19 protein-coding genes are annotated in these 23,748 nt (G+C 68.4%); 10 read left to right on the plus strand and 9 right to left on the minus strand.

The window, feature by feature from the left end; translation table 11 throughout:
- Window positions 1-149 precede the first annotated feature (149 nt).
- The 5 genes from ABAZ39_RS04220 (at window position 150) to ABAZ39_RS04240 (ending at window position 6,025) form a co-directional block, all read left to right on the plus strand.
- Complete coding sequence (locus ABAZ39_RS04220; protein WP_038526997.1) at window positions 150-722, plus strand: tetratricopeptide repeat protein; 573 nt, start codon at window positions 150-152, stop codon at window positions 720-722.
- Window positions 723-844: 122 nt separating this feature from the next.
- Entirely contained in the window at window positions 845-2,416 is a 1,572-nt protein-coding gene (locus ABAZ39_RS04225) for a DegQ family serine endoprotease (protein ID WP_038526999.1), read from the plus strand.
- A 178-nt stretch (window positions 2,417-2,594) separates the two neighbouring features.
- Entirely contained in the window at window positions 2,595-3,272 is a 678-nt protein-coding gene (locus ABAZ39_RS04230; RefSeq protein ID WP_035674886.1) for a winged helix-turn-helix domain-containing protein, read from the plus strand.
- 31 nt (window positions 3,273-3,303) lie between these two features.
- Window positions 3,304-4,701, plus strand: a complete 1,398-nt coding sequence (locus tag ABAZ39_RS04235) for a sensor histidine kinase (protein ID WP_038527002.1) — start codon at window positions 3,304-3,306, stop codon at window positions 4,699-4,701.
- Window positions 4,702-4,942: 241 nt separating this feature from the next.
- The gene (locus ABAZ39_RS04240) at window positions 4,943-6,025 is read left to right on the plus strand and encodes an AI-2E family transporter (RefSeq protein ID WP_051657795.1); all 1,083 of its coding nucleotides are present in this window, start codon (window positions 4,943-4,945) and stop codon (window positions 6,023-6,025) included.
- Between the two features lie 16 nt (window positions 6,026-6,041).
- On the opposite strand, the gene ABAZ39_RS04245 is transcribed toward ABAZ39_RS04240, so the two are convergent.
- A complete protein-coding gene (locus ABAZ39_RS04245; protein WP_038527004.1) occupies window positions 6,042-7,583 on the minus strand; it encodes an MDR family MFS transporter in 1,542 nt (513 codons plus the stop codon).
- 128 nt (window positions 7,584-7,711) lie between these two features.
- On the opposite strand from ABAZ39_RS04245, the gene ABAZ39_RS04250 reads away from it, so the two are divergent.
- From ABAZ39_RS04250 to ABAZ39_RS04260, 3 genes are all read left to right on the plus strand, one after another.
- Window positions 7,712-8,302, plus strand: coding sequence for an ABC transporter ATP-binding protein (locus ABAZ39_RS04250; RefSeq protein WP_038527007.1), 591 nt, complete (start codon window positions 7,712-7,714; stop codon window positions 8,300-8,302).
- Between the two features lie 4 nt (window positions 8,303-8,306).
- A complete protein-coding gene (locus ABAZ39_RS04255) occupies window positions 8,307-9,110 on the plus strand; it encodes an ABC transporter permease (protein WP_038527010.1) in 804 nt (267 codons plus the stop codon).
- 69 nt (window positions 9,111-9,179) lie between these two features.
- Entirely contained in the window at window positions 9,180-9,392 is a 213-nt protein-coding gene (locus ABAZ39_RS04260; protein ID WP_038527012.1) for a hypothetical protein, read from the plus strand.
- 123 nt (window positions 9,393-9,515) lie between these two features.
- On the opposite strand, the gene ABAZ39_RS04265 is transcribed toward ABAZ39_RS04260, so the two are convergent.
- Both ABAZ39_RS04265 and ABAZ39_RS04270 read right to left on the minus strand, forming a co-directional pair.
- Window positions 9,516-12,062, minus strand: a complete 2,547-nt coding sequence (locus ABAZ39_RS04265) for a PAS domain S-box protein (protein WP_038527015.1) — start codon at window positions 12,060-12,062, stop codon at window positions 9,516-9,518.
- The gene (locus ABAZ39_RS04270) at window positions 12,059-15,106 is read right to left on the minus strand and encodes a chemotaxis protein CheB (protein WP_038527018.1); all 3,048 of its coding nucleotides are present in this window, start codon (window positions 15,104-15,106) and stop codon (window positions 12,059-12,061) included. Before ABAZ39_RS04270 ends, ABAZ39_RS04265 begins: the two co-directional genes overlap by 4 nt.
- A 644-nt stretch (window positions 15,107-15,750) precedes the next feature.
- On the opposite strand from ABAZ39_RS04270, the gene ABAZ39_RS04275 reads away from it, so the two are divergent.
- Window positions 15,751-15,996, plus strand: a complete 246-nt coding sequence (locus ABAZ39_RS04275; protein ID WP_038527021.1) for a hypothetical protein — start codon at window positions 15,751-15,753, stop codon at window positions 15,994-15,996.
- A 98-nt stretch (window positions 15,997-16,094) separates the two neighbouring features.
- Here ABAZ39_RS04275 and sppA read toward each other — a convergent pair whose 3' ends face one another.
- Window positions 16,095-17,846 carry a signal peptide peptidase SppA gene (gene sppA, locus ABAZ39_RS04280; protein WP_038527024.1) on the minus strand — a complete coding sequence of 584 codons (1,752 nt, stop codon included), beginning with the start codon at window positions 17,844-17,846 and terminating at the stop codon, window positions 16,095-16,097.
- 58 nt (window positions 17,847-17,904) lie between these two features.
- On the minus strand, window positions 17,905-18,477 hold the full coding sequence (locus ABAZ39_RS04285) for a peroxidase-related enzyme (protein WP_014240886.1): 573 nt from the start codon (window positions 18,475-18,477) through the stop codon (window positions 17,905-17,907).
- 218 nt (window positions 18,478-18,695) lie between these two features.
- Here ABAZ39_RS04285 and ABAZ39_RS04290 point away from each other — a divergent pair, with 218 nt between their 5' ends.
- Entirely contained in the window at window positions 18,696-19,790 is a 1,095-nt protein-coding gene (locus ABAZ39_RS04290) for a response regulator (protein ID WP_038527027.1), read from the plus strand.
- A gap of 9 nt (window positions 19,791-19,799) precedes the next feature.
- Here ABAZ39_RS04290 and ABAZ39_RS04295 read toward each other — a convergent pair whose 3' ends face one another.
- The 4 genes from ABAZ39_RS04295 to fabI all read right to left on the minus strand — a co-directional run bounded on the left by ABAZ39_RS04295 (window position 19,800) and on the right by fabI (window position 23,732).
- On the minus strand, window positions 19,800-20,369 hold the full coding sequence (locus ABAZ39_RS04295; RefSeq protein WP_038527031.1) for an invasion associated locus B family protein: 570 nt from the start codon (window positions 20,367-20,369) through the stop codon (window positions 19,800-19,802).
- Window positions 20,370-20,374: 5 nt separating this feature from the next.
- Window positions 20,375-21,451 carry a chorismate synthase gene (aroC, locus tag ABAZ39_RS04300; protein WP_038527034.1) on the minus strand — a complete coding sequence of 359 codons (1,077 nt, stop codon included), beginning with the start codon at window positions 21,449-21,451 and terminating at the stop codon, window positions 20,375-20,377.
- A 96-nt stretch (window positions 21,452-21,547) separates the two neighbouring features.
- Window positions 21,548-22,684, minus strand: coding sequence for a hypothetical protein (locus tag ABAZ39_RS04305; RefSeq protein ID WP_247881624.1), 1,137 nt, complete (start codon window positions 22,682-22,684; stop codon window positions 21,548-21,550).
- A gap of 199 nt (window positions 22,685-22,883) precedes the next feature.
- A complete protein-coding gene (gene fabI, locus ABAZ39_RS04310) occupies window positions 22,884-23,732 on the minus strand; it encodes an enoyl-ACP reductase FabI (protein ID WP_014240881.1) in 849 nt (282 codons plus the stop codon).
- Between the last annotated feature and the right edge of the window lie 16 nt (window positions 23,733-23,748).

Here is a 23,748-nt window from a genome sequence, read left to right on the forward strand (position 1 = left end):
AAGGGGCCGGCGAAGCGATTCGCCGGCCCTTTTTCTTTGTCCGGCGGGAACTTTGCCGAGACCACCCCGGTGGGATGAGGGATTCTTCTTGCGGCGATACCGCTTTCGGGTCAGTGTTGCTGGCAAGTGACGCATCCCAATTTTTGGGAATGACCCAGCGAATCTTCTTGCCCGTGGCCTTCCTGGCCTTTCTGCTCCTCGGCGCTTCCAGCCCCGGTTCGCGGGCTTGGGCAGGGCAGGAGGACACGCGACTCGGCGGCTTGTTCCAGGACCTGCAGACCGCCGGCGACGCCGTCGCGGCGGAGGCGGTCGAGGACCGCATCTGGGACGTCTGGCTGGAGCATCCCAACGACGACCTGATCGTGCTGATGCACCACGGTGTGCAGAGCCTGAACGCCGACCGCTACGGCGAGGCGCTGGCCGCCTTCGATCAGGTGGTCGCTGCCGACCCGACCTACGCCGAGGGCTGGAACAAGCGGGCCAACGCCGAATACATGCTGGGGGATTACGACGCCGCGGTGCGCGACATCCGCCGGGTGCTGGCGCTGGAGCCGCGGCATTTCGGGGCGCTGGCCGGGCTGGGCCTCGTCTACCTCGCCATCGACCAGCCGGCGGGGGCGCTGCGCGCCTTCGACGCCGCCCTGGCCATCAATCCCCACCTCGACCGCGTCCGCCAGCAAGCCGCAACCATCCGCCTGCGCACGGCCGGATCGGCGCTGTAATCGAGACGTGACTTAATATTCCCTCCCTGAAAAACTTTTAATCCGCCTGCAAGCCCCCCGTGACTCGGCGCCCGCTACTTTCAGGGCAACGAACAACGCATGCCAGTCACGGAGAGCAACCGATGTCCACCCCCGCCAACGCCGGACGCGCCCCGCGGTCGGGCCGGGTGCGGCGTACCATCGCCGCCGTCCTCCTCGGCACCACGGTGCTGACCGGTCCGTTCCTGATCGCCAACCAGTCCACCGCCGCGGCCGCCGAAAGCGCCCTGACGCAAAACGCGCTGTCCCAAAACGCACCGGGCAGCTTCGCCGATCTGGCGGCCAAGGTGTCGCCCGCCGTGGTGAACGTCTCCACCACCCAGCAGGCCAAGGCCGAGCGCGGCAACCCGAGCATGCCCGGCTTCCCGCCGGGGTCGCCCTTCGAAGAGTTCTTCCGCCAGTTCCAGGACCAGTTCGGCCAAAACGGCGGCCCCGGCGGCGACGACCAGTCCGAGGGTCCCTCCGAGGGCCAGCCGCGCGGCAAGGTCGGCTCGCTCGGCTCCGGCTTCATCATCGACGCGGCCGGCTATGTGGTGACCAACAACCACGTCATCGACGGCGCCGACGAGATCAAGGTCACGCTCCAGGACGGCACGGAGCTGCCCGCCACGCTGGTCGGGCGCGACGCCAAGACCGACATCGCCCTGCTGAAGGTGAAGTCCGACAAGGCGCTGCCGGCGCTGGATTGGGGCGACAGCGACGCCGCCCGCGTCGGCGATTGGGTGATGGCCGTCGGCAACCCCTTCGGACTGGGCGGAACGGTGACCAAGGGCATCATCTCGGCCCGTGGGCGCGACATCCACAGCGGTCCGTATGACGACTATCTCCAGCTCGACGCCGCCATCAACCGCGGCAACTCGGGCGGCCCGACCTTCACCCTGGACGGCCGGGTGATCGGCATCAACACCGCCATCTATTCGCCAAACGGCGGCTCGGTCGGCATCGGCTTCGCCATCCCGTCGAACATCGCCAAGCAGGTCGTCGCCCAGCTCAAGGAGAACGGCCATGTCGAGCGCGGCTGGCTGGGCGTGAAGATCCAGGAGATCTCGCCGGAGATCGCCGAGTCGGTCGGCCTGTCCCAGACCAAGGGCGCCCTGGTCGCCGAGGTGGCCCCGGACAGCCCCGCCGCCAAGGCCGGCGTGCGCCAGGGCGACGTGATCCTGGCCTATGGCGGCAAGCCGGTGAACACGCTGCGCGACCTGACCCGCCGGGTGGCCGACACCAAGGCCGGCGACACGGTGACCATGACCGTGGTCCGCAAGGGCAAGGAAACGACCCTGACCGCCCACATCGCGCCGCTGCCCGCCGAACAGCGCATGGCCGCCGCGGAAGGGACCGGTCCCGCCGCCGAGAGCGCGGTGGAGACCGTCAACGGGTTGAAGCTGGCCCCGCTGGACGGCGCCGCCCGCAGCCGCCTCGGCCTGGGCGAGGGCGTCAAGGGTGTGGTCGTCACCTCGGTGTCGCCGCAGGCCGGTGATCTGCCCGTCCGTCCGGGCGACGTGATCGTCAAGGTCGGCGACCACAGCGTGACCTCCCCCGCGGAGGTGACCAAGAGCCTGCACGAGGCCGAGAAGGATGGCCGCAAGGCGGTCCTGCTGCTGGTCAACCGCGGCGGCAACGAGAGTTTCGTCCCGCTGAAGCTCGTCAAGGCGTGACGCAGGGTAACACCGGCGATCCTCCCGTCTCCGGTGTGATGGGGTGGAGGATGTCCGCGGTGCGAACCCCCGCCGCGCGGATGTCCTCCCCCTTCGTGTCGTTTGGCCCTTTCCCCTCCCCGGAGGGGCGGGGGCATTCACCTTTGGACTCGCGGAAGGATGCGGTAGACTCATGCTCATGAAAGTCCTCGTCATCGAAGACGACCAGCAGGCCGCCTCCTATCTGGCCAAGGGGCTGAAGGAGGCCGGGCATGTCGTGGACGCCGCCAACGACGGCAAGGAGGGGCTGTTCCTGGCCGGCTCCGAGCATTACGACGTCATGATCGTCGACCGCATGCTGCCGGGCCGCGACGGGCTGTCGCTGGTCGAGATCCTGCGCGCGACCGGCAACGACACGCCGGTGCTGTTCCTCTCCGCGCTGGGCAGCGTCGACGACCGGGTGAAGGGACTGAAGGCAGGCGGCGACGACTACCTGACCAAGCCCTTCGCCTTCTCCGAGCTGCTTGCCCGGATCGAGGTGCTGGTGCGCCGCCGCAGCGCCGCCCAGCCGCAGACCCGCCTGGCGGTCGCCGATCTGGAACTGGACCTGCTGTCGCGCACCGTCCGGCGGGCCGGCAAGTCCATCGACCTGCTGCCGCGGGAATTCGCCCTGCTGGAATATCTGATGCGCAACGCCGGCAGCGTGGTGACCCGCACCATGATGCTGGAGAATGTGTGGGACTATCACTTCGACCCGCAGACCAACGTCATCGACGTGCACATCGCCCGCCTGCGCCAGAAGATCGACAAGGATTTCCCGACGCCGCTGATCCACACGGTGCGCGGCGCCGGCTACAGCCTGCGGGCGCCGCAATGAGGATGGCGGCAATGGTGACGGGCCGGGGAGCGTGAAGGCGGCGATTCCCACCCTGCGCCTTCTGCGCACGACGCCGTTCCGGCTGGCCCTGCTGTATCTGGGCCTGTTCATCATCTCGGTCGGGGTGATCCTGGCCGTCGTCTACCGCTCCACCGCGGGCTTCCTGGAGGAGGAGATCGGCGCCACCATCGCGCTGGAGGTCGCCGGACTTCAGGACCAGTACCGCAGCGCCGGCCTGCGCGGGCTGGTCGATTCCGTGCGCGAGCGCAGCGGCTATTCGCACACCAATTCCATTTACCTGCTGACCACGCCGGGCGGCGTCATCCTGGCCGGCAACCTGTCGGGCTGGCCCGACGCCACGGCGGGGCCGGGCGGCTGGACCCATTTCAAGATTTCCGACTATGGCGGGGTGAACAACCGGCCCTCCACCGCGATGGCGGTCAGCTTCGTCCTGCCCGGCCAGTTCCGCCTGCTGGTGGGCCGCGACATGAGCGAGCTGGACCAGCTCCGCGGGCGCATGGTCGTGTCGCTGCGCTGGGTCTTCCTGGTGACGGTGGTGCTGGGGCTGGGCGGCGGCCTGCTGCTGGCGCGCGGCGCCATGCACCGGATCGAGGCGATCAACCGCACCACCCACCGCATCATGGCCGGCGACCTGTCGGGCCGGGTGCCGCGCGGCGGTGGCGGCGACGAGATCGACCGGCTGGCCGGCAACCTGAACGCCATGCTGGACCAGATCGAGCGGCTGATGACCGGCATGCGGCAGGTGACCGAGAGCGTGGCGCACGACCTGCGCACGCCGCTGTCGCGCCTGCGCGCCCGCGTCGAGCTGGCCCTGATCCGCGAGACCGACGACCCGGAGGTCTACCGCGGCGTGCTGCAGGACACGATCCTGGAGGCCGACCGGCTGCTCGCCACCTTCACCGCGCTGCTGTCCATCGCCGAGGCCGAGTCCGGCGCCAACCGCAAGGGACTGGAGCCGGTGCGGCTGGCCGACGTGGTCCGGCTGGCCGCCGACCTCTACGAACCGGTGGCGGAGGAGAAGGGCCTGACCCTGGTCACCGACATCCGGGCCGAGCCGACCGTGCGCGGGAACGAGCAGCTGTTGGCCCAGGCGGTGTCGAACCTGCTGGACAACGCCATCAAATACACGCCGGAGGGCGGGCGCATCACTCTGCTGCTGGAGGGAGTCGGGCCCGGGCAGGCCGCCCGTGTCACCGTGGCGGACAACGGGCCCGGCATTCCCGCCGACATGCGCGAGAAGGTGCTGGAGCGCTTCGTCCGGCTGGACGCTGCGCGGGCCTCGCCGGGAAACGGGCTGGGCCTCAGCCTCGTGGAGGCGGTGGCGCGGCTGCACGACGCGTCGCTGCGGCTGGAGGACAACGAACCCGGCCTGAAGGTCGGCATCGTCTTCCCGCCGGACGCCGGCTGACGCTCTCCATAACAGACATCCCCACAAGAAAAGAGCCCGCCGTTTCCGGCGGGCTTTTGAGGTGACATCAGCGAGAATGACTCCTTGGCGTCAGACATTATATGGGGCGCCAACCGTCCGCGCGCATTCGGATAAGCGTATTAGCACGAAGGTGCTAGCGGGCTGACGGTGCAACACTTTCCTGCGGGCGGCGTTTGTCCATCGGACCGGCATGCCGGTGGCAACACGGCGGGAAGAAACGATGGACGCGACCAGACAGGCTCCCCTTCATGCCTCTGCGCAAGCTGGGGAGCCGGCGACCGCCGGGCGGAACACCGCGACCGAACTGAAGCTGTTCACCTGGAAGATGCTGATCGCCGCCGGCGTGGTGGGGACGCTGTTCCTGGCTTGGCAGGTGGCCGACGCGCTGCTGCTGGTCTTCGCCGGCGTGCTTCTGGCGATCCTGTTCCAGCGCATCGCCGGGCTGGTGCGGCGCTTCACCGGACTGCCGCAGGGGTGGTCGCTCGGCGTCGTTCTGCTGCTGCTGGCGGTGCTTCTGATCGGCGGTGGCGTCCTGATGGGCCAGTCGGTGGTGAGCCAGTTCGACCAGCTCTCCCAGCAGATCAGCGGGGCCGTTCAGCAGCTTCCCGGTTCGCTGCGCGACCAGATCATGAAGCAGGGGCAGGACGCCTCCTCCTGGCTGAATCGGCTGCAGACGGTCGCGTCCAGCGTGATGTTCTTTCTGGGCGATCTGGTGGTGGTGATGTTCACAGCCATCTACCTCGCCGCTTCGCCCGGCGTCTACCAGCGCGGCGTCATCCTGCTGGTGCCGCCGCGCGGCCATGAGCGGGCGCGGGAGGTGATGGACGTGATGGGGGACTCGCTGTGGAAGTGGCTGATCGGGCAGCTTTCGGCCATGGCCATCGTCGGCGTGCTGACCACCGTGGGCCTGCTGCTGCTGGGCATTCCGAGCGCTCCGGCTCTGGGCCTGCTGGCGGCGCTCCTGGAATTCGTTCCGCTGATCGGCCCCTTCCTGGCGGCGGTCCCGGCGATCCTCATCGCGTTCGCCCAATCGCCGCAGGAGGCGCTGTGGGTGGCGCTGCTCTACCTGGCGATCCAGCAGGTCGAGGGCAACGTCGTCATGCCGCTGATGCAGAAGAAGGTGGTGGATCTGCCCCCGGTCATCACCATCGCGGCCATCGCGGCGGGGGGCGTGCTGTTCGGGCTGATGGGCATGTTCCTGGCGACGCCCTTCGCGGTGGTGATGCTGGTGCTGGTCAACATGCTCTACATCGAGGACAAGCTGGGCGAGGGGCGGCACTTCCCCAGCGAGGACAAGGCGTAGCGCCTGACTCCCACTCTCAGGCGATCTCCGCCCCGGCCTTGGCGGCGTCGGCGGCGGAGCGCAGCGGAAGCTCCTTCAGGAACAGGGTCAGCACGAAGGACACCACGGCCAGCCCGGCGGCCAGCAGGAACAGGGTGGAGAAGCCGTGCTCGAACACCGACTGGGCGGTGGAGCGGGCGGCGGGGGCCAGATTGGCCAGGGCGGACGGGCCGCGTTCCATCACCTCGCGCCCGCTGATGCCGGGCAGGCCGGCGGCGTTCAGCCGGGACTCGACGTCGGCGGCGAAGACCGCGCCGAACACCGCCACCCCGACCGACCCGCCGAGCGAGCGGAAGAAGCCCACCGAGGCCGTGGCCGCACCCAGGTCGCGCCGGTCCACCGCGTTCTGAACGGCGACCGTCATCACCGGCATGACCAGCCCCAGCCCGATGCCCAGCGGCACCAGGATCAGCGTGGACCACAGTCCGCTTTCCGACACCGTCGGCGACAGGCCGAGCGCCAGATACATCACCGCCGCCAGCGCCAGTCCGGCCAGCGGGAAGACCTTGTAGCGGCCGGATTTGGAAATCAGCCGACCGCCGCCCCCGGCGCCCAGCACCATGCCCAGCACCATCGGCAGCAGCAGGAAGCCCGACGTGGTGGCGCTGGTCCCGGCGACGAGTTGCGAGCGCAGCGGCAGATAGACGATGCCGGCGAACAGCACCATGGCCGACACCGCCACCACCGGGTTGGCGACGGCCACAACCGGCTCGCGGAACAGGTGCAGCGGCAGGATCGGCTCATTCACCCGCCGCTCGTGCCACAGGAAGACCCCGAGCATCATGAGGCCCAGGACGCACAGGCCGAGGATCGTCGGGGAGGTCCAGGGCAGGGCGACCCCGGCGCGCGACACCACGAACAGCAGGGAGGTCACCGTGCCCATCAGCAGCGCCGCCCCGAGATAATCGATGGTCGGCTTCGCCCGTCCCGCCGGCAGGCGGTCGAGCGCCCGGCTGGTCATCAGCAGCGCCGCCGCCCCCAGGGGCAGGTTGATGAGGAAGATCCAGTGCCAGCTCAGCCGTTCCGTGAAGATGCCGCCCAGCAGCGGCCCGGCCACGCTGGACAGGGCGAAGATGCCGCCGATGTAGCCCTGGTAGCGCCCGCGCTCCCGCGGGGCCACCACGTCGCCGATGATGGTGAAGGCCAGCGCCATCAGGCCGCCGCCGCCCAGCCCCTGGATGCCGCGGAACAGGATGAGCTGACCCATGCTCTGCGCCAGCGCGCACAGCACCGACCCGATCAGGAACAGGAAGATCGCCACCTGGAGCACCCGCTTGCGCCCGTAAAGGTCGCTCAGCTTGCCGTAGATCGGCGTGGTCGAGGTCGAGGCCAGCAGATAGGCGGTGACCACCCAGGGCAGGTTTTCCAGGCTTCCCAGGTCGTGGGCCATGGTCGGCAGGGCCGTCGCGACGATGGTCTGGTCCATCGCCGCCATCAGCATGGCGAGCGCCACTCCGCTGAACACCCGCATGATTTCGCGGTGGGTGAAGACGGCGTGGTCGTTGGAGGCGTCGGTCATGGTCTCGGTTCAGGCCGGAATGAGCGGTGGGGCGTACCATAGCCCCCGAGACGTTCCGCGCAAGGACTCCGCCATGAATGGCTGGTAATCTCCCCTTCCACCTTCCGGAATAGTCGCCGTACCCCGCCATGCTGAGCGTGAGCAACCTGTCCACGACCGTGCTGAAGCCCGCCAGTTTCCAGGTGGAGGCCGGCGAGTGCGTTTCCGTTCAGGGGAAATCCGGATCGGGGAAATCCGTACTGTTGCGCGCCCTGGCCGATCTCGACCCGTCGACCGGGGAGGTGCGGCTGAACGGTGATCTTCGGGAGGACATGCCCGCGCCGCTCTGGCGCCGCCGGGTGACCTACGTCGCCGCCGAGTCGGGCTGGTGGGAGGATCGGGTGGGCCCCCACTTCGCCCAGCCGGACCGCGCTGCGGCGCTCGCCATGGCGCTGGGCCTGCCGGGGGAGGTGATGGACTGGCCGGTGGCCCGCCTGTCCACGGGGGAGCGGCAAAGGCTGGCGCTGGTCCGCGCGCTGGTCCAGAGGCCGGAGGTGTTTCTGCTCGACGAGCCGACCGGAGCGCTGGACGCCGAGGCGACGGGGCGGGTCGAGGCTTTGCTGCGCGCCGAGCTGGCCCGCGGGGCCGGCGTGCTGATCGTCACCCACGCGCCGGAGCAGGCCGTCCGCCTGGCCCGGCGGCATCTGCACGTCGCGGATGGCGTGGTGACGGAGGGGTAGGGCGATGCTGGTGTCCCTGCATTACACCGACCTCGCCGTGGCCGGGCTGCTCCTGCTGGTCAACGGCGGCCTGTCCATGGCGCTGGATCTGGGGCTGGCGCGGCCGCTGCTGGTGGCGGCGCTGCGGATGGTGGTCCAACTGTCGCTGGTCGGGCTGGTGCTGACCCGGCTGTTCGCCCTGGAATCGCCCTGGCTGACCCTGGGGGCGGCGCTGGTCATGCTGCTGTTCGCCGGCCAGGAGACGATGGCCCGGCAGGAGCGGCGGCTGGCCGGCTGGTGGTCCTACGGCATCGGCACCGGGGCGATGGGGACGGCGGCGGGGATCGTCCTGCTGCTCGGCCTGTCCACCGCGGTGCGGCCCGATCCTTGGTGGGACGCGCGCTACGCCATTCCGATGCTGGGCATGGTGCTGGGCAACGCAATGAGCGGGGTGGGGCTGGCCCTCCACACCCTGACCGCGACGGCGGCGCGGGAGCGGTCGGCCATCGAGGCGCAGCTCGCGCTCGGCTGCACCCGCTGGACGGCCCTGCGGCCCATCCTGCGCCACGCGTTGCGCACCGCGCTGATGCCGACGATCAACAGCATGGCGGCCATGGGGGTGGTGTCCTTGCCCGGCATGATGACCGGCCAGATCCTCTCCGGCGTCGATCCGGGGGAGGCGGTGAAGTACCAGATCCTCATCATGTTCCTGATTTCCGGCGCGACCGGGCTGGGTGTGCTGGCGGCGTCGCTGGCGACGGTGCGGCGGCTCAGCGACCGGCGGCACCGGCTGCGCCTCGACCGGCTGGTGCGGCGGAGGCAAGCGTAAGGAACCCGGACGGGACCGCCACCGTTGAACACCGATTGGTGTTCACCAACGACGTTGGGGGAGCGGGTCATGGCGCACATCGTGGAAATCCGGAACGGCGCGATCATCGGCAACGACGAGGCCTCCGACGAGTATCTGCCCGTCGGAACCCACATCGCCCAGGCCGACGGCTTCTATGTCAGCTTCGGCATGGATGTGGAAGGCCCCTACGCCCGCAACGAGGCCGAGGAGCGGCTGAACCACCTGAAGCGCGCCACCCAGGCCGATCTGGAGCGTCCGTAAGGCAGCGGCTTTGCCCCCTCCCTAACCCTCCCCCTCTACGAGGTGGAGGGGACTGCCGCCGCTTCGCAGAAGGCACCCTCTCCCGCAACGCGGGGGAGGGCCGGGGTGGGGCAAGGTTTACCGCTACGTCGCTTCCGTCTCCACGTCGCGGTGCTCCAGGCTGGCGCGCACGGTGCGGCGCAGGTCGTCGGGCTGGATGGGCTTGTGCAGCAGGGCGCATTGCGCGCCGGCGGCCTCGCGCAGCCGGTCGGACGAGGTGTCGCCGGTCAGCAGCACCCCCGGCAGGTCGGGTCCGAAGCGGCGGCGCAGCGTGTCCATCAGCATCAGCCCGGTGTCGCCGTCCGGCAGGCGGTAGTCGGTGAGCACGAGGTCGGGCACCAGCGCGCCGTCCACCAGCTCCAGCGCTTCCGCCACCGAACCGGCCTCGGTCACGCGATAGCCCCAGCCCTCCAGCATCAGGGCCAAAGCCATGCGGATCACCGCGTCGTCCTCGACCAGCAGGACGGAGGCGTCGCCGTCCGCCTCGCCACTGCCCGCGGCGGAGTCGTCCGATGAATCGCCGCAGTGCCGCTCGTCGAGAATGGCCCCCGACGGCAGGGTAACGGCGAAACAGGAGCCCTTGCCCGGCGTCGAGGTCACCTCGATGGTGCCGCCCAGCATGTGGACGAGGCGCCGCGCGATGCTGAGCCCCATGCCCAGCCCTTCCCGCCGGTCGCGGGCGGCGTTGCCGATCTGGTAGAAGTCCTGGAAGATGCGGTCGATCTGGTTCTCCGGAATGCCGATGCCGGTGTCCCACACCTCGAACCGCAGGGCGCCACCGCGCCGCCGCGCCCCGAACAGAATCCGGCCCTGCCGCGTGTAGCGGATGGCGTTGGTCAGCAGGTTGCGCAGCACCCGCTCCAGCAGGCCGCCGTCGGTGCAGACGCCCAGCCGCACCGGCACGGTGCGCAGCGTCAGCCCGGAGGAGGCGGCGACTGCCCGGAACTCCCCGTGCAGCCGCTCCATGATCGTCCCCACCTCGACCGGGGCGCTGTGCGGGGTGACGAGACCGGCCTCCAGCTTGGAAATGTCCAGCAGGCAGTCGAGCAGCCCGCCGAGCGAGGCCACGGTGTCGCGCAGTTGGGTCGCGATGCGCCGCGCGTCTTCGGGGATCGGCTCCTTCAGCAGCAGGCCGGACAGCAGGGTCAGGGCCTGGGCCGGCTGGCGCAGGTCGTGGCTGGCCGCCGCCATGAAACGCTCCTTGGCGTCCAGCGCCACGTTCAGGTCGCGCTCCATCGACTTGATGGCGGAGATGTCGGTGACGCTCGATACCACCGCCTCGGGCCGTCCGTCGGCGCCCGGCACCGGATGGCTGGAAACACGCAGCCAGCGGGTGGGGGCTGCCGCCTCATCGCCCTCGGCGATGCCGACGATCTGCTCGACCACCGGCTTTCCGCTGTCCACCGCCTTGGCGGTGGGCGGCAGTCCGGTCAACCGGGCGCCGTCGGCGCCGATGAAGCGCCGCCTCGCCGCGCGGCCCGTCCGATCGCCCGGCTTGCGGCTTTCGAGGGGGCGGGCAAGGGGGTCGAGCAGCACGCCCGTCGGCCCGGACATCAACCGTTCCGCCATGGCGTTGGCCACCATCACCGTGCCGTCCGTCGAGCGCATCACCAGCCCTTCGGACAGCGATTGCACCAGCGTGCGGTGCCGCCGCTCGCTCTCCGCCAGCGCCTGTTCCGCGGCGCGGCGGGCGGTCACGTCGCGGAAGGCCACCACCGCCCCGGTGATCGCCCCGTTTTGGAGGATCGGGGAGACGGTCAGCTCCGCCACGAAATCGTCGGTGCCCTGGCGGCGGAGGCGCCCGTCGGTCACCTGCCGGACCAGCCCGTCGGCCAGCGACAGCGTCAGGGCGCGCCGGCCTTCCTCCTCGGCGTCGCCGCCGATCAGCGCGGTGAAGGAACGGCCGACCAGTTCGCTGGCGCCGAAGCCGGTCATCGACTGGGCCGCGGCGTTCACGAAGGTGACGGCGCCGCGCGCGTCCAGACCGCAGATGCCGTCGGCCACCGCCTGAAGGATGTGGTGGTAGGCGGCACGGGTGCGCTCCGCCTCGTCGCGGGCCTCCTGAAGCTCGCTGACCCAGGCGTTGCGCTCCGTCACGTCGGTGATGGTCAGCAGGACGTCGCCCTTGTCGACGCCGTCCGGCCCGGGTTCCAGTTCGACGACCCGCGCGTCGGTCAGCCCGTCGATGGCGCTGTGGGCGCCGACGAAGGCGTATTCCTGGCGCGTCCATTGCCCGGAATCGCGCAGCCGGGCCAGCGCCGTGAACAGGCGCCCATGGTCCAGCGACTCCACCATCAGGGTCAGCGGGCGGCCCTTCAGCCGGCGCAACGGCAGGCCGAACTGCCGCTCCGCGGCGACGTTGGCCTCGCAGATGATGCCCGCGGCGTTGATGGTGAAGCAGGCCAGCGGCACCGATTGGAACAGCTGGAGATACTGGATGCGCGAGGCTTCCAGCGCCTGCTGGGCGGTGCGCAGCTCCTCGTTCTGGATTTCCAGCTCGGCCTGATGGACGTACAGCTCGTGCAGGACTTCCTTGAGCGTGGTCGCCGAGACCTCCGCCCCTTCGAAGCCGCCCGAATTGAGGGCCTGTTCCGCGCGCTTGCGAAGCCGTTCGTTGCGGAATCCGTTCACGCCGCGCCCCCGGCCGCCGGGTCCTTGGCAATGGATGGCCCGGATTTTTTCTGGCCGTTCCGCCGTCCGCTGGCGCGCAGTTCCATCCGCTTCCGGTTGGTGATGTCGATGTGGCTGACCACCGCTCCCCCTGACAATCCGGCCAGACGGCAGGCGTGCATCATGAACCAGCGCTCCTCCTTGTCGGAGTGACAAGGGTATTCGATGGTGAACTGCTCGATGTCGCCGGACAGAATCCGGCGCAGCCCGTCGTTCACGGCACGGGCGATGTCTTCGCCTTCGGTTCCTTCCTCGGCGTTGCACACATCAAGATAATTGGTTCCCGGCCCGCAGCGGTCCAGCGCCGGGGCGCCGTTCTTCTCGCCGAACATGCGCCAGGCGTGGTTGACCATGGTGATGGCGCCATCGGAATCGATGACCGCCACATGCTCGGGCAGGCTGTCCAGCACCGTCTGGAGCCGGTGCTCCGCGGCCTTGGCGGCGGTGACGTCCACGAAGGTGACGACCACACCGGCCACCTGGTTCTTCTCGGTCAGGTACGGGAGGATCCGCGTCTGGATCCAGCGGTCGCCGCGCACCGGGACATGGCGTTCCACCGGCTTGTGGTCGTGGAACACCCGTTCGATGTCCTTGAGGAAATCCGGGTAGTCGATGTTGGTCGACAGATGCGAGATCGACCGCCCGACGTCGCGCGGGATGATGTTGATGAAGCGTGCCGCCGCCGGGGTGAAGCGCCGGATCACCATGCCGCTGTCCAGGAAGACCGTGCCGATCTCGGTCGAGCGCAGCAGGTTGTCCAGGTCGTTGGTGACCTCCGTCAGCTCCTCCACCTTCGCCTGATACTCGGCGTTGACGGAATACAGCTCCTCATTGACCGATTGCAGCTCTTCGTTGGTGCTCTGCAACTCTTCGTTTGAGGCGAGAAGCTCCTCGTTGGTCGCCTGGAGTTCCTCGTTGGCGGTCTCCAGCTCCTCGATGGTGGCCTGGAGATTCTCGCCGCGGGAAACCAGTTCCTGCTCCAGCCCGCGGATGCGCTCCGCGGTGTCGGTGTCGAAGTCGAAGTCGCTGTCCGGCAAGGCCAGCGCCGGGGCGCTGGGGTCGAGCACGATCAGCGCAAAGCGCCGGCCGGTCTTGCGCGCGACGAAGGGCTTCACGCGCAGGCTGACGGCGGGCAACCCCTCGCGGTCCTTCACCGGGATGTTCGACAGGGCGAACTCCTCGCCGGAGCGGAAGGCCCGCGTCAGCGCGGTCCCCACCACCATGGAGACCGAGGAGGGCAGCAGCTTCAGCGCGTTCAGCGTGGCCTCGCCCGGCGGCACCTTCAGGATGGCCGACGCCTCGCCGAACACGTGCATGATGTTCATCTGCTCGTTGACCAGAAGGCTGGGCGGCACATAGGCCCGCATCAGGGTCGAGATCGCCTCGTCGATGGCGGCCCCTTCCTCCTGCGCCTGCGACAAGGTCTCGTCGCCGTGGCGGTGCACCGGAGAAGCGACGGTGGGGACGAGCAGCCGCGACAGCCGGTGGGTCCCGGTGCGCAGGCTCTGGAACAGCTTGTTCCGGCTGTCCAGGACGTGGAATTCCGCCGACAGGTCGCCCAGCGTCTCGCTGGTGCCCAGGAACAGGAAGCCGCTTTGCCGCAGCGCGTACTGGAACAGGCTGAGCACCTTCCGCTGAAGCGGCGAGTCCATATAGATCAGCAGGTTCCGGCAGCTCACCAGATCGATCTTGGTGAAGGGCGGATCGCGCATGATGTTGTGGGCGGCGAAGACCACCATGCGGCGGATGTCGCGCGACACCAGATAATGGTCGCCGCGGGCGGAGAAGTAGCGGGTCAGCCGGTCGTGCGACACGTCCTCCGCGATGGAGCGCGGGTACTCGCCCAGGCTGGCGATTTCGATGCTGTCCTGGTCGATGTCGGTGGCGAAGATCTTGACGTCGAAGGACCGCCCCATCCGTTCCTGCGCCTCGGCGAAGAGGATGGCGATGGAGTAGGCCTCCTCGCCCGTGGCGCAGCCGCAAACCCAGACGCGCACCATGTCGGTGGGGCTGCGCTTGGCCAGCAGGGTGGGGATCACCTTGTCGGCAAGCGACGCGAAGGCCCCCTCGTCGCGGAAGAACCGCGTGACGCCGATCAGCATCTCCTTGTAGAGGCTGACCGTCTCGGCGCTGTTGCGGCGGAGCAGGGCGGCGTAGTCGCTCATCGAGTCGAGGCCGGCGGTGTGCATCCGCCGCTCGATCCGGCGCAGCAGGGTCGCCAGCTTGTAGTGCGAGAAATCCACCCCGGTGACCGAACGGATGGCCGCCACGATCTGCGCCAGGGGGTCGTTGTCGCGCTCCTGCGGCTTGGCCGGGACGGGCAGGTTGCGGGACAGCACCCGGCCGGCGTGTTCGATCAGGCAGCCCGGCAGCTTGTCCGCCGTCTTCACGATGTCCACCTGCCCGGTGGCGATCGCGCTGCGCGGCATGCCGTCGAACTGCGCCGATTCGGGGTCCTGCGCGGCGGCGAAGCCACCCGCCGACTTGATCGCCAGCAGGCCGCGCGTTCCGTCCGACCCGGTGCCGGACAGCACCACGCCCAGCGCCCGCGGCCCCTGGTCCTTGGCGAGAGCGGTGAAGAAGATGTCGATGGGCAGGCTCATGCCCCCGGCGGCGTCCTTGGCGGTCAGGATCAGCCGCCCGTCCTCGATCGACAAATGCTTGGCGGGGGGCAGCAGATAAACGGTGTTGCGCTCAACCGCCATGCCGTCCGCGGCCTGCACCACCGACATGGCGGTGTGCTTGGCCAGCAGATCGACCATCAGACTCTTGTGGACCGGCGAGAGATGCTGGACCACCACATAGGCGAGGTCGCTTTCCCCCGGCACATTGTCGAAAAAGCGCTGGAGCGCCTCCAACCCGCCGGCGGATGCGCCGATGCCGACGATGCAGCAGACCCGATCCCGGCCTTCCGGATAGGGACCATAGACGGAAACCCTGTCCGCGCCCTCATCGGGTGACGTGGGCGCGTCGGCGATGGTGTGATCGTTGTCTTCTGGTTCCACGGAGCACTTCAGGTCTGCGGGAGTAAAGGACGGCCTACTGAATTATTTGCCGTCCGACCGTGACATTCAAACCCTCCCTTGCGCGGCGCCTTGCCTTTTCCGTGCGCGCCGGCGGTTTTGAAACGGCGAAGGGTTCAGCGGCTATATAGGAAGCGTTCCTGCCAGTCAATCCGGGCAATCCGTCCTTCGAAGGAGCGCGCCGTGCCGGCTTTCTAAAGATCAAGCGCGTAGCGCGCCACGCGCTGTCTTCGACGTTGCGCATATGACTAATGGATTTTCAGAGCCGAATTCGATAAGGGCCGATTTCGGCTTTCAGGGATCGTCGAGACGAGACTTTCGAATGTGCAGTGATTTTCCATATCCATTCCTTTTCAATGGCCTGAGCTTGATTGCGTGAATTCATGGCGCGGCGGTGCCTCGTTCCTTTCTCCCGATGCCCCGCTTCATGGCGGGGTTGAAAGATAAAAATCGATGGGATTTGCCACCAGCGCACAGCTTACCCAGAAGGTATGATGTGATACGGGCACAACACTGTGCAGGATCTGTTGCCCCGTTCGCTTATGTCGCTTTACGCGATTGGCGCTTTGCGCAATCTTTAATCCGTAGCCACTAATCACGAGAAACGTAGGAAAGGAGTGCGCCAGATGGAGCGCGAGGACGAATGTGCTCTCGACCGATATATCGCGGCGATTCCGCTTAATCTGAGAGTAGTGGCCAGGGCTGCTTACGAGGAGCTGTCGAACAATCCCTTCCTGCCGGTCTTTTCCAAGGACGAAATCGCGCGGTTGGTCTGCTCGCCAGGATTTCAGAGTTACTTGGAAAGTGAGAACCGGACCAGCGCCGGTTCGCTGATGATGCTCTGTTCGGCGGGGTATGCGACGCGCCATTGACGATGCATTTCTGACGAGACGCAGCCGTCACAACGCGACGCAGCCACTCTTCTGCAGGCCGGCGGTTGTCCCGCCGGCCTGAATTTTGTCCAAACGTTTTACCGTTCGAGGCCCAGCGGCGGCATGCGCGCTTCCACCGCACCGCTGCGGGCCGCCTTCACCAGCGGCGCCAACTCGGCCAGCGCCGGGCGCAACCCGGCCAGCACCGCCACGGCTTCCACCAGATCGCCCTTGCCCGAGGCGAGATCAAGGATTTCCCGGATCAGCGGCTTCGGGCGCGGATAGGCGGTCACGGTGACCGGATCGTCCGGCGCCAGCTTCGCCGCCTGCTTGGCGAGCGTCAGCGCGGTGGCGACCCCGCCCAACTCGTCGATCAGCCCGAGAGTCTTGGCCTGGGCGCCGGTCCAGACGCGGCCCTTGGCGGCGTCCCGCGCCTGTTCGGGGGTGAGGTGCCGCGCCTCCGCCACGCGGGACAGGAAGGTGGAATAGCTGCTGTCGATGATGGCGTTCAGTCGCTCCTCCCCGTCGGGGCCGAAGGGGCGGAAGGGCGACCACAGGCCGGCGTTCGGCGCGGTGTCGAGGACGCCCCAATGCACGCCCAGCCGCTCCGACAGGCCGGCGACCGACATCTTGCCGGCGACCACGCCGATGGAGCCGGTCACCGTGGCAGGGGAGGCGACGATGCGGTCGGCGGCCAGCGCGATCCAGTAGCCGCCAGACGCCGCCGTGCCGCCCATGGTGGCGATCACCGGCTTGCCCGACTGCCGGGCCTTGACCAGGGCGCGACGGATCGTCTCGGACGCGGTCACGCTGCCGCCGCCGCTGTCGATGCGGAAGAGGATGGCCTTGACGTCGGGATCGTCCACCGCGTCCTCGACGGCCGCCACGATCGTCTCCGACCCGGCGGTGACCTCGCCCAGGCCGGGTTTGCCGCTGTCGCCGCCGGTGATGGTGCCGGTGGCGTGGATCAGCGCGATGGTCGGGCCGCTGCGGTTGGGCGGGCCGGCGATGCCCAGGTAATCCGCCGCCTCCATGGTGTCGGCGCCGGGCGCCGCTCCGGCGCGGCGCAGTGCCTCCTCCCGCGCCTCGTCGGCGTAGCCCAGCCGGTCGACCAGCTTGGCGTCCACCGCCTCGCGGTCGATCAGGGGCGCGCGGTCCATCGCCGCCTTGACGGCGGCGGGGGGGAGGCGGCGGCTCACCGCCACCCCGTCGACGATCTGGTTGGTCAGGTCGCCGAGCAGGGATTCCATCATCTCGCGGTGGGCGGGCGTGAAGTCCGTCCGCATGACGCTGTCGGCGAGGCTCTTGTACTCCTCGCGCTGGAAGACCTGCGGCTGGATGTCCAGCTTGTCCAGCACGCCGCGGGCGAAGGGGATCTGGGCGGACAGGCCGGTCAGGCCGAGCAGCCCCAGCGGCTGCATCCACACCTCGTCGAAGGCGCTGGCCAACAGGTAGGAGCGGTTGCCCGCCCCGGTGTCGCCGTAGGATTCGGCGAAGGCGATGGCGAAGCGGCCCGACGCGCGGAACCGCTCCACCGCCGCCCGCAGCTCCTGCACCTGGGCAAAGCTGGCGCCATCGCCGCCGAAGCGGGCGAGCACGCCCTTCACCCGCGGGTCGGTGCGTCCACGCTCCAGCGCGTCGAGCACCTCCTGGAAGGTCGTCTCGTGGCCGAGGAAGCTGCCCAGCCGGTCCACGCTCCCTTCCGCCAGCGGGTCGCGGAGGTCCAACTCCAGCACCACGGTCTCGGGCAGGGAGGGCTCGTGCCGGACCGCCAGCACGACCCCGGTGACCACGGCGGCCACCACGAGGAAGCCGATGAGGGCGAACAGGCGGACAAAGAACCTCAGCATCCGAGGGGGCTCCGGTGGTTGCGCGGCGTCAACGGTCCAGCGTTTGGCGGTCGGGCGTTTAGCGGTCCTGCTTGTGGTAGTCGCGGTTCGGCATCATGTCCACCGCCGAGGCGACGCGGTTGGACATGTTGTAGAAGGCGGCGGTGTCGGCGATGTCGAAGATGTCCTCTTCGCCGAAGCCGGCGTCGCGCAGCGCCTGTCGGTCCGGCTCGCCCATGGTCCAGGGCTCCTTGGTCAGCTTCCACGCGAAATCGAGCATGGCGCGCTGGCGCGGCTCCAGCTTGGCGGCTCGGTAGTTGAAGGCGAGCATCTCGCCCAGCTCCGGATCGCCGGACAGCTTGCGCACCGCCTGCCCGTGGGCGACGAGGCAGTAGTAGCAATGGTTGGCCGAGGACACGACCACGGCGATCATCTCGCGCTCCAGCTTGGACAGGCCGCTCTCGCCGACCATCAGCTCGTTGTAGAGCTGGGCGAAGGTGCGCAGCTTCTTCGGGCGCAGGCTGTAGGCGCGCAGCACGTTGGGGACGAAGCCCAGCTTCTCCTCGCACTTGGCGAAGAGCGCGGCCATGTCCGGGTCGAGGTCGGGCGTCTCGGGAACGGGCAGGGCCATGACGTGATCGGGCTGCGGCATCTTGGTGCTCTCCTCCGGTGTGTTGGCGTCGTTGTGGTCGATGCTGTTTTGTCCGACAGGGTATCCGGGCGGCGGCGCTTCGCAAAGCCCCACCTCCGGTCAGGGCGACAGGACGCTTCGCCGGGGAGTTGCAACCCAGCCTTTCCTAAGTTGTGTCTCGCCAAGCGGCCGTTGCCCGTGCGAAGACTGCATCCACTTCCAAAGCAGTGGTTCCGTCGATGAACGATCCGGGTGGCAAAGGCGCGCCCAAGCTCGGCCTCCTCTCGGTTCTGGTGGTCGAGGACAGCGCCTTCATCCGCAACGTGCTGACCGCGACCCTGCGCACAATCGGGGTCGGCGCGGTGCATGCCGAGCCGGGTGGGGCGGAAGCCATCCGCTTCCTGGAGGAGCGCCGTGCCGCCCTGCCGCCCGGCACGGCGCCGGTGGACGTCGTCATCACCGATCTGGTGATGCCGGAGGTGGACGGACTGATGCTGTTGCGCTGGCTGCGCTGCAGCCCGAAATCGCCGGACCGCTTCCTGCCCGTGCTGATGCTGTCCGGCGCCGCCGACCGCCATTATGTGGAGCAGGCGCGCGACCTGGGCGCCACCGACTTCATCGCCAAACCCTTTTCGGCGGCAATCATCGCCAGCCGCCTGCTGGCGGCCATCGCCCGGCCGCGGCGCTTCGTGCTCGCCAAGGGCTACTTCGGACCGGACCGGCGGCGGACGCAACGCCCGGTGGCGATGGATTGCCGGATGACCGGACCCAGGGAAATCCTGGTGGTGCACAGCGCGTCCAAGGCGGCAGGCATCGACCGCTTTCCGGTGATTCATTTCGATCTGCACAACCGGCTGGGCGCCAAGATGGGCATCGCGCCGAAGGACCCTGTGCCGACGCTTCCCGACGAAGTGCTGGCGGCGGCGGAGGCGGAGATCCAAAACCGGGCGGGCGATTACGCGACCTGGATCGCCGGAGAGGTCGACGAGTTGGCCCGCCGCGTCGATCGGCTGGGCGGGGACTCCGCCGCGGTCCCGGCGCTGATGGCGCAGATCAACCGCTCCGCCCACGAGATGCGCGGGCAGGGCGGCATTTTCGGCTATCCGCTGATCACCCGCATCGCCAAGTCGCTCTACGAGGCGACGCAGGGCGGCTTCCCCGCCGTCACCGGCAACGAGCGCCTGCTGTTGAAGGCCCATGTGGACGCCATCAAGGCGGTGATGGCCGGGCGGATCAACGGCGACGGCGGGGCCATCGGCCAGCAGCTTCTCGCCTCGCTGGACCGCGCCAAGAAAAAATACGCCAAGCCGGAGAGCGAGGGCGATCCGGCCTGAGCGCCGTGTCTATTTCCAGCGTATGCCCGCCTCGCGGCGGATCTCCTCCATGCGCTCCAACGCCGGCTTGAAGCCGGTCAGGGAGAAGCGCACCTCCGCCTTGCCGCCCGCCGGGGCGGAGCCGACGGCGGAAACCTCCTTGCCGGGAGCCAGCCGCTCGACCAGCTTGGCGTTGGTTTCCGGATCGACCACCGCGCAGGTGTTGGTCTCCCACTCGAACCGCTCGCACGGATATTCGGGACGGAACAGCGCCCGGTCCACCCAAACGCGGACGATCTTCGACAGGTCCATCGCCTGCTCGTCCAGCCGGAAGCGCATCCCCTCCAGCCAGCGCTCGCTGGAGCGCAGCCAGACGAGGCGCGATCGCCGGTCGCTGCCGGGGCGGGAGAGCAGTTCGCATTCGACGCGGCGCGGCTCGCTCCACACTTGGCAGTAGAGGCGCCAGTCCTTGAAGGTCTCCGCATGCTCGCGGTAGGTCGGGGCCTGGGTTTGGGCCTGGGCGGCGGTGGGAAGGGCGGCGACCAGCAGAAACCCCGCGATCACGCCGCCGCGCCACGCCGCCGTCCTGCGTCCCCGCATCGGGCTCAGCCCCGCGCGTAGGCGCGGTGGCGCAGCAGATGGTCGGCCAGGACGCAGGCCATCATCGCCTCGCCGACCGGGACGGCGCGGATGCCGACGCAGGGGTCGTGGCGGCCCTTGGTCAGGATGTCCGTGTCCTTGCCCTGCAGATCGACCGTCTGGCGCGGGGTGAGGATGGAACTGGTCGGCTTCACGGCGAAGCGCACCACGATGTCCTGGCCGGTGGAGATGCCGCCGAGGATGCCCCCGGCCAGGTTGGAGCGGAACTCCGCTTCACCATTGGGGCCGGCGCGCATCTCGTCGGCGTTCTGCTCGCCGGTCAGGGTGGCGGCCTCGAAGCCGTTGCCGATCTCCACGCCCTTGACGGCGTTGATCGTCATCATGGCGCGGGCGAGATCGCCGTCCAGCTTGTCGTAGAGCGGGTCGCCGAGCCCGGCGGGCAGGCCGGAGGCCACGACCTCGACCACCGCGCCGATGGAGGAGCCGCTCTTGCGGATGCCGTCCAGATAGTCGGCCCATTCGGCGGCGGCCTGCGGGTCGGGGCAGAAGAAGGGGTTGTTGTCCACCTCCGCCCAATCCCAGCGGCTGCGGTCCACCTTGTGCGGGCCGATCTGCACCAGCGCGCCGCGGACGGTCACGCCGTCGCCCAGCACCTTGCGCGCCACCGCACCCGCCGCCACGCGGCAGGCCGTCTCGCGGGCCGAGGAGCGCCCGCCGCCGCGGTAATCGCGGATGCCGTATTTCTTCCAGTAGGTGTAGTCGGCGTGGCCGGGCCGGAACTTGGACGCGATCTCGCTGTAGTCCTTGGACCGCTGGTCGGTGTTTTCGATCATCAGCGAGAGCGGCGTGCCGGTGGTCTGCCCCTCGAACACGCCCGACAAAATCTTGACCCGATCCGGCTCCTGGCGCTGGGTGGTGTAGCGCGACTGGCCGGGGCGGCGCTTGTCGAGCCAGGGCTGGATGTCCGCCTCGGTCAGGGAGAGCAGCGACGGGCAGCCGTCCACCACCACGCCGATCGCCGGCCCATGACTCTCGCCCCAGGTGGTGAAGCGGAAAAGCGTTCCGAAGCTGTTGCCGGCCATGGCGAGGACTCCCGATGCGACACGATGTTACCGCAAGTTTTGCGGTCGAGCGCGTTTCTTGCGGCGTTTCGGCCGGCGCGTCAAGCGCGAGGGGGCTTAGAACGCTCCCTTCTGCTCACGCCGGCGGTCGAGCGCGACCTCGAACTGGCGCAGCAGCTTGTGCGTGGCTTCGAAGTAGAGCTTGCGCTGCGGGTTGTTCTTCATGCAGCGGGCGTCCAGGTGGGACACGCTGGTCAAGGCGGAGACGCAGTAGCCGAGAAGCCAGTAATGGGAGCGGATCTTGCGCAGATAGTCGCGGAAGGGTTCCGGCTGGCCGGCCATGAAGGCGGAGAAGCTCGCCTCGTAATCGGCGAGAATCTGCCGAATGTCCAGCAGCGTGGTTTCCAGCAGCTTGCCCACCTTTTCGATGTGCATCAGAAGCTGGGTCTCATAGGGCTTGTGCATGCGGATGTCGACCGGGATGCATTCCCGCGACTTCAGCCAGTTCAGGATGATCCGCGCCCGCGGCGCAATGCGGCGAAGCTGGTACTCGTAGAAGGTCGTGCCCTTCCAGGCACTGAAGATCTGGTCCGCTTCGCTGCGGTCGATGCCGAAGGCCGAGACGAACAGGCCGGCCTCCTCAAGCTCCGGATTCCAGATCGCCTCCAGAAAGCGTTCGATGCTCTGGGCGCCGTTGCCGCCGCCGTCGATGGCCTTGCGCACGATGGGCTCGATGCGCGCCCGGATCAGGCGGCGGAGCTGCTGGTCCTCGGTGTCGCTGATCGCCCAGTGACGCTTGTCCACCGGGACCTTTTCACCTTCGAAGCACGCCTTCAGCAGGAAGGCGTCCAGCGACGGCACGCTGTCGATCAGGGTGAGGGTGCGCAGGTCCGCGGCCGCGGCCTCGCTGTTGGCCTCGCCGATGCCGAACTGTTCGGCCAGAAGGATGTTGCTGTTGCGGGCACGCAGATAAATGGCGAGGCCGCCCGCTTCGGTGTGTTCGACGCTGTGCGGAATGTAGATGCCGGTTTCGACCGGCCGCGATGCGGCGTCGCCGTCCTCATCCTCGTCGGCGATGGGGTTGGCATAGTCGTCGGCGTCTTCGTCGAAATTCGGATACTTGAAGAGAATGGCCTTGTTCAACCCACGGGCACGGAACAGGCGGTTTTCTTCGGGAATCTCGCGGGTGATGGTGATCAAATTCATCGAGACGCTGGAGCCGCCGTAGAGAATTTGCTCCAGAATTGGGGACACCGAATCCGATTGACGCCGTGCACGCATCCGACCGTCACCTTCCGCAACCTTCCGTATGTGTGAAGAATAGCGGTATGCTGCGGCGCGCAAAAGTAAGTAATACGACGTTCGGTAAAAAATGTCTCAAATGGGGTAAGGGCGTTTCCGGCGGGCGTTCCGGAACGAACCGGACGCACCCGCCGTTGCCATAGGCCTGGGATCAGGCGGGCTTGCCCGCGCCGCCCAGCGACCCCAGGAGCTGCGACACCTCGGCCGCCGCGTCCACCGCGACCATGCCGACGGTGTGGTAGCCGGAGTCGACGTGCATGACCTCGCCGGTCACGCCGGTGCCGAGATCGCTCAGCAGGAACAGGCCGGCGCCGCCGACCTCGCCGATGGTGACGTTGCGCTTCAGCGGGGCGTTCAGCTCGTTCCACTTCAGAATGTAGCGGAAGTCGCCGATGCCGCTGGCGGCCAGCGTCTTGATCGGACCGGCGGAGATGGCATTGACGCGGATGTCCCGACCGCCCAAATCGACCGCCAGGTAACGCACGCTCGCCTCCAGCGCGGCCTTGGCGACACCCATCACGTTGTAGTGGGGCATCACGCGCTCGGCGCCGTAGTAGGAGAGGGTGAGGAGGCTGCCGCCGTCCTTCATCAGCGGGACGGCGCGCTGCGCCACCGCGGTGAAGGAGTAGCAGGAGATGTCCATCGTGCGCAGGAAGTTGGCCCGCGTCGTGTCGAGGTAGAGGCCATCCAGCTCGTTCTTGTCGGAAAAAGCGATCGCATGAACCAGGAAGTCCAGCTTGCCCCATTCCTTCTCGATGGCGGCGAAGGTCGCGTCGACGCTGGCCTCGTCGGTGACGTCGCAGGGCAGCAGCAGCGGGGCGTTGACCTGCTCGGCCAGCGGCTTCACACGCTTCAGCAGCGCATCACCCTGATAGGTGAAGGCCAGTTCGGCGCCATGCTGCGCCAGCGTGGAGGCAATTCCCCAGGCGATCGACCGATCGTTCGCCACGCCCATGATCAGGCCGCGCTTGCCGTCCATGAGCGGCTTCGGGTTGGACATCCGTACCTCGTGCATC

It is taken from the genome of Azospirillum argentinense (assembly GCF_000632475.1).
GTDB classification, from domain to species: domain Bacteria; phylum Pseudomonadota; class Alphaproteobacteria; order Azospirillales; family Azospirillaceae; genus Azospirillum; species Azospirillum baldaniorum.